Annotated in this window: 5 protein-coding genes and 2 pseudogenes; 6 read left to right on the forward strand and 1 reads right to left on the reverse strand. The window is 33.7% G+C overall.

Features of this window, described 5'->3' with window-relative positions; genetic code table 11:
- Positions 1-194 precede the first annotated feature (194 nt).
- Complete coding sequence (locus tag BLV79_RS13385) at positions 195-446, reverse strand: LytTR family transcriptional regulator DNA-binding domain-containing protein (RefSeq protein ID WP_083354580.1); 252 nt, start codon at positions 444-446, stop codon at positions 195-197.
- A 123-nt stretch (positions 447-569) separates the two neighbouring features.
- Between BLV79_RS13385 and BLV79_RS12175 the strand changes: the two are divergent.
- The 6 genes and pseudogenes from BLV79_RS12175 to BLV79_RS12200 form a co-directional block, all read left to right on the forward strand.
- Positions 570-827, forward strand: a pseudogene (locus tag BLV79_RS12175) (DUF4417 domain-containing protein); the annotation flags it as partial.
- Positions 828-924: 97 nt separating this feature from the next.
- The gene (locus BLV79_RS12180) at positions 925-1,482 is read left to right on the forward strand and encodes a hypothetical protein (protein ID WP_074719247.1); all 558 of its coding nucleotides are present in this window, start codon (positions 925-927) and stop codon (positions 1,480-1,482) included.
- Between the two features lie 959 nt (positions 1,483-2,441).
- A pseudogene (locus BLV79_RS12185) lies at positions 2,442-3,143 on the forward strand (ISAs1 family transposase); the annotation flags it as partial.
- A 307-nt stretch (positions 3,144-3,450) separates the two neighbouring features.
- Positions 3,451-4,251 carry an alpha/beta fold hydrolase gene (locus BLV79_RS12190; protein WP_074719248.1) on the forward strand — a complete coding sequence of 267 codons (801 nt, stop codon included), beginning with the start codon at positions 3,451-3,453 and terminating at the stop codon, positions 4,249-4,251.
- A gap of 432 nt (positions 4,252-4,683) precedes the next feature.
- Positions 4,684-4,995 (forward strand): beta-ketoacyl synthase N-terminal-like domain-containing protein, encoded by a 312-nt coding sequence (locus tag BLV79_RS12195; RefSeq protein ID WP_074719249.1) that lies wholly within the window; start codon positions 4,684-4,686, stop codon positions 4,993-4,995.
- 118 nt (positions 4,996-5,113) lie between these two features.
- Positions 5,114-5,307 (forward strand): helix-turn-helix domain-containing protein (locus tag BLV79_RS12200; protein ID WP_143470275.1); only part of this gene is annotated, 194 nt, incomplete at its 3' end.

A 5,307-nucleotide genomic window follows, 5' to 3' on the forward strand; every position in this document is an offset into this window, starting at 1 on the left:
TTTAGAAGCATATTTTATAAGTTTTGCCATTTTCATATCTCCTTTCATTTAATATACGAAAAGTATATATTTTTTAGAGATGTATTTCAAATTTTTGTAACGAAGGATATTTCTGCAACATAAAACTTTTGTAACGAAGGATATTTCTGCAACATAAAACTTTTGTAACGAAGGATATTTTCGCAACAAAAGCCTTATCGTAACAAACAAATTTTTTTATAATGTCTGCGATTGGCGTATGCATAAAAAACATCAGGAAACATATCATAAAGATATTTAGTGTATTTAGGTCCAATAGGAATTTTTTTGCCAGATGGAAGAGTGATTTCTTTTTCGGTAATATTTGCAACAAAAGTACTATTTATAATGTAAGATCTATGAACACGTATAAGAGTAGTATTTTTAAATTCGTGTTCTAGGACACCGAGATTTTTAGAAATAGTTATGTGAAGCCGGTTTTGTTACTTGTCACAAATTATCACTTTGGAAAGAAATAAACACTAAATATAGTATCAATCATTATAACAGCCGAAAAAGCTACCATAGATACTTGACAAAGTGATAACTCCAGCTTTGACTATTGTTTCCTAGGTGTGCCAAAACATAGGATTGTATGTGTGAGCACTCATGGATGTATTCGTTCTAAGTGTGATCGAGAACTATGGCGTGTAGGAACGAAAGAAATGCTACGAGTTCTTGAGCCTACGGATGTTCTTGTTCACGGATATATGCCGGATGATGTTTTTGGTAGATTCTATGATTACGCAAACTTTCATAGATATCCTTCTCTTTTTGAGCAGACACATAAGAAAGAGGAGGGCGAGTGATGGCACGCCAGCAGTAGAGATTAATATTAAAAAAAATACCTATCACGGTGGTATTAAGTATCAAAAAATACATTTTGTGAAAGGATGGTAATTAGCAATGAAAACTATAGATATGAGATTTGATTCCAATTTAATACAGAGTTGGATTGGAAAGTCGTTTGTTAAGTATAAGTGCGATGCCTTTGAGTTTACCAATAGCGTGACGCAAATCGTCGGATTGTATATTGGTGATGAAGTGTATGCATTTACTAATGTGCAGGAGGCAGTCGATTACTTCGGCACAACAGATGATATGGCAGTAGCTAAATTATCAGTTACAGAGGATTCAATGATAAAGTCGGTGTTCAAGGATGTTGAAATGGTATCTGCACCCGTAGGAGAAGAGATTACTTCGGTAAAGATGGTTAACGAACAGCAGACTATGGCGATTAACGGTGAACCTGCATATGAAGTTTGGCTTACGAGAGCGATTATTTTTGAAGTAGGTGGTCGTGAGATATCTTTTGAGAAGGATACAGTTCCGTTTTCCGAGGAAATAACAATTCAGAGAGGCTATGATTTGATTGATAAAATCTCTGATAACGATGATTTTTTGAAAGAATGGGATGAAGAGTATTCGCCGGCGTATAAAAGAGAAGTAGTAGTGGTTAATTAGTTCAGAATTCAGATGGTAAAAGAAAGTGGGAATATCAGTTATGGTATTCCCACTTTTAATCTGCTGTTGAGTTTAAGAATTCTGCCGAAATGACATGGTTTTTCTTGTTATTGAATTAAATATTATTATAATAATTTGTGGAGCCTATGGAGATAATCCATGATTTCTATTTTATAGAGATAATGTAATTAACAATCATTTTGTGATTTAATCGACTTTCGAAAAATGAAGGTGTTATTCGTATTTATTGGGGCCCCTTTTTAAGGAGATAGTATGGACGAAGAAAGACAAAAATTAGAAAAACAAATATTAGAAAATCAAATATAACTTTTCTTTTTAATAGTTTGTGCTGTATTATCGTCCCTGGTATAAATTACAATAGTCATATAAATATTCTCCTGTGTTGTTATAATGTAATGTTGCATATATTGAATATGACAAAAAGGAATAGCAGATTCTGCTATTCCTTTTGTTAGTTGTGCGCCTAGCGGCGCACGTTTCTAACGAGTTAAAGTCCCGAATCCGCCCGGTAGTGGGAAGGATATAGCCGATGTTGGAGTCAGGCGAGATTAGCCATTTTTAGACCGGTAGAATTAACCAATTTTAGGACATATAAAAATAGCCAATGTACCTTTTCCTTTCGTTTTACTTATTATTTAATGGTGATAATTCACCAGCTGTTATTGCTACAGTTTCACATTTGCTTCCACGATAGCTGTTTCCTTTAATCATAAAAACCATCGCATCGTCAAATATTCTATCAAGTGCGCAAAGTAAAGAAGAATCTTCTTCGCATAAGTCATTGTCATTAAATAATAATATTTTAAATGTTTTTTAGGACTTACACAATTAATTTTACATCCTCTTAAAATGGAATCCCCTCTCATGATACGATCAGACGTGTTATGGGGATGATATTGCCTGAAATTTTATAGCAGCTATATGGAAAATGGCAGGAACGCTTAAATCAGAATGATGGGGAATTGCTGAAAAAGATTATCTGCATTGATGGGAAAACCATGTGTTCTAATAAAAAAGGGGATGAGAAGGCATCTCATATCGTATCAGCCTGGAGCAAAGAAGATGGATTTTGTCTTGGACAGAAGGCGGTGGAAGAAAAAAGCAATGAGATTACAGCAATCCCAGAATTACTGGATAAGATTCAGATAAAAGGTCATATTGTAACGATCGATGCGATGGGAACGCAGACAGCAATCGCAGAGAAAATAAAAAAGAAACGTGCTGATTATTTGCTGGCACTGAAACGGAATCAAAATAGTATGTATGAGGATGTGCAGGAATATCTAATGAATGAAGAATTTCAAAAAGAGCTTCAGAAAAAAGGGAATTATAAAAAGACACAGGAAAAGGCACATGGACAGATAGAAATTAGAGAGTATTAACAGACAGAAGATATCAAATGGATGAGCTAGAAGAAAAACTGGAAAGGTCTGAATAGTATCGTAATGGAAAGGAAAACCATTGAGAAAGATGACGCCAGAACGATAGAATATCGATATTTTATCAGCAGCTTAAAACCAGATATAGAAATGATTAGTCGAGCGGTGAGAGGGCATTGGAGTATCGAAAGTATGCACTGGCATTTGGATGTCACTTTCCGAGAGGATGCAAATACCACGATAGATAAAATTGTAGCATAAAATTTGAATATCATAAGAAAATGGAGCTGAAGTATTTTGAAACCAGCGCAACTGACGAGACATAAGTTGTCAATGAGAAGGAAAAGGTTTGTAATTAGCTTGCGTCCAATTCAATATCTGGAGGAATTGTTGGAAGCTTAAAAAACGAAAATATATAAACTAAGTGTTCGATAATCATTCATGCGTTTGTCGTGGTTAATCAGTCGTATTGTTTGACTTTATATGGAAAGAGTGGTATAGCTATAAGATATGAGGTGTGACAGCATCAAACATAATGAAGTTAAACAATATAATGAGGGGGGATAATTTGAAAGAATGTTACTTGAAAACTGAAGAAGGTAATATATTTTATTGGATATCTAGTCCGTATGATAATACGAAAAAGACATTGTTTTTTTTGCACGGAGTGACGGGTGATCACACGTTATTTCAGGAGCAGATTGATTGTTTTGAGGATAAATATAATATTCTTTTATGGGATGCTCCTGCACATGGGAAATCTAGACCATATCAACTATTTACATATGAAAAGGCATCAATGGCAATCAAAGATATATTTAATGAAAATCATATTTCGCGTGCTATTTTTATTGGGCATTCTATGGGTGGATTTGTTACACAAGCAGTGATCAAGAGATTCCCAGAGATTGTTGAGAAGTTTATTGCAGTTGATAGTACACCATATGGAAAAGAGTATTATTCAAAGTCCGATGTCTTTTGGCTAAAACAGGTGGAATGGATGGGGCATTTATTGCCGATGAAATCACTAAAAAAAGCAATGGCTAAACAAGTTGCAGAAACAGAGAAAGCATATAATAACATGCTAGATATGTTGTCTATATATGATAAAAAAGAGCTGTGTCATTTGATGGGAATCGGATATGCTGGTTTTTTAAATGATAATTGCGATTTAGAGATTAAATGTCCTGTTTTGTTAATGCTTGGAGATAAGGATAAGGCGGGTAAAGTAAAAAAATACAATATGAAATGGACAGAAAAAACTGGGTATAGGTTAGTCGTTGTTGAAAATGCAGGACATAATTCAGTGATGGATAATCCAGATGTCGTTAATGCTACAATTATAGATTTCATAGAAAATGAAGGATAATCGCTTAAGAATGTGATAACAAATATGTGAATGACCTTGAATGAACCTTGAATGAAATCAATACAATTGATGTGGTAAAAAATAGAGATAACTCTTAAAAGTTAAGAAAAAGGAAAAGACTTTTTACAAAAATAATATAAACACTGTTAAAATGAAATCAGATGATTTGATATTTTTGGGTTTGTAAAGGAAGGCTGATTATGAAAAACTATACAAAGTATAAACGTCAGTATTTTCTGACACCAGAAAGTTGCACGGACCGGATAAAAAAAGATTACATAGTAAAAACACCAAATTTTGTGTTCCGTCGTTCTTCGTGATGGAAATCAAGCATTAATTGAGCCAATGAGTTGGTTGAAAATGTTAATTTTAATTAAGTTTTTACTATTTACAATGAATTTACAGAATGATAGATAAAGGAGAGAAATGAGCATGAGTAAAGAAAAGATTGTAATCACTGGTATAGGATTATTATTGCCAAACACAGACAATGTTGAAACGTTTTGGGATAACTTGTCAAATGGTGAGTCGCAGATTAAGAAGTTAAAACGCTACGAAGAAGAAAATCTTGAGGCATATGCAGCAGCCACAATAGAAGATTTTGATTATAAAAAATATCTTCCAGATTTAGATGAGCATTTTGCTGGAAAGTACAGTAGAGAAATCCTTATTGGTATGTCTGCGATGGAAAATGCAAAAAAAGATGCTGGTATTAAAGAAAATGTACCTAGAATGAAAAATTAAACCTGTACTTTGACAACTGAAAATGGCTAAAAAAGTCTAGTTTACTTTTGCAACGACTTCTTCTAGCAGAGATGATATAGTAAAGATATCGATTACTATCTGCTGGAAAGGAGCAGATATGAACTACTACAGAAATAAAGGACAAATGGATCTGTCGGATCGACTTGCGATTGAAACTGGAATACACAACAAAGATTCTCTTAAAAAGATAGCAAAATTAATCGGTAGACATCCTTCCACAGTTGCACATGAAATCAAGAAAAATAGAACTTATATCCATAATACGTATTATCTTGGTAAAGACTGTGCAAA

The organism is Lachnobacterium bovis DSM 14045 (assembly GCF_900107245.1).
Classification (GTDB): domain Bacteria; phylum Bacillota; class Clostridia; order Lachnospirales; family Lachnospiraceae; genus Roseburia; species Roseburia bovis.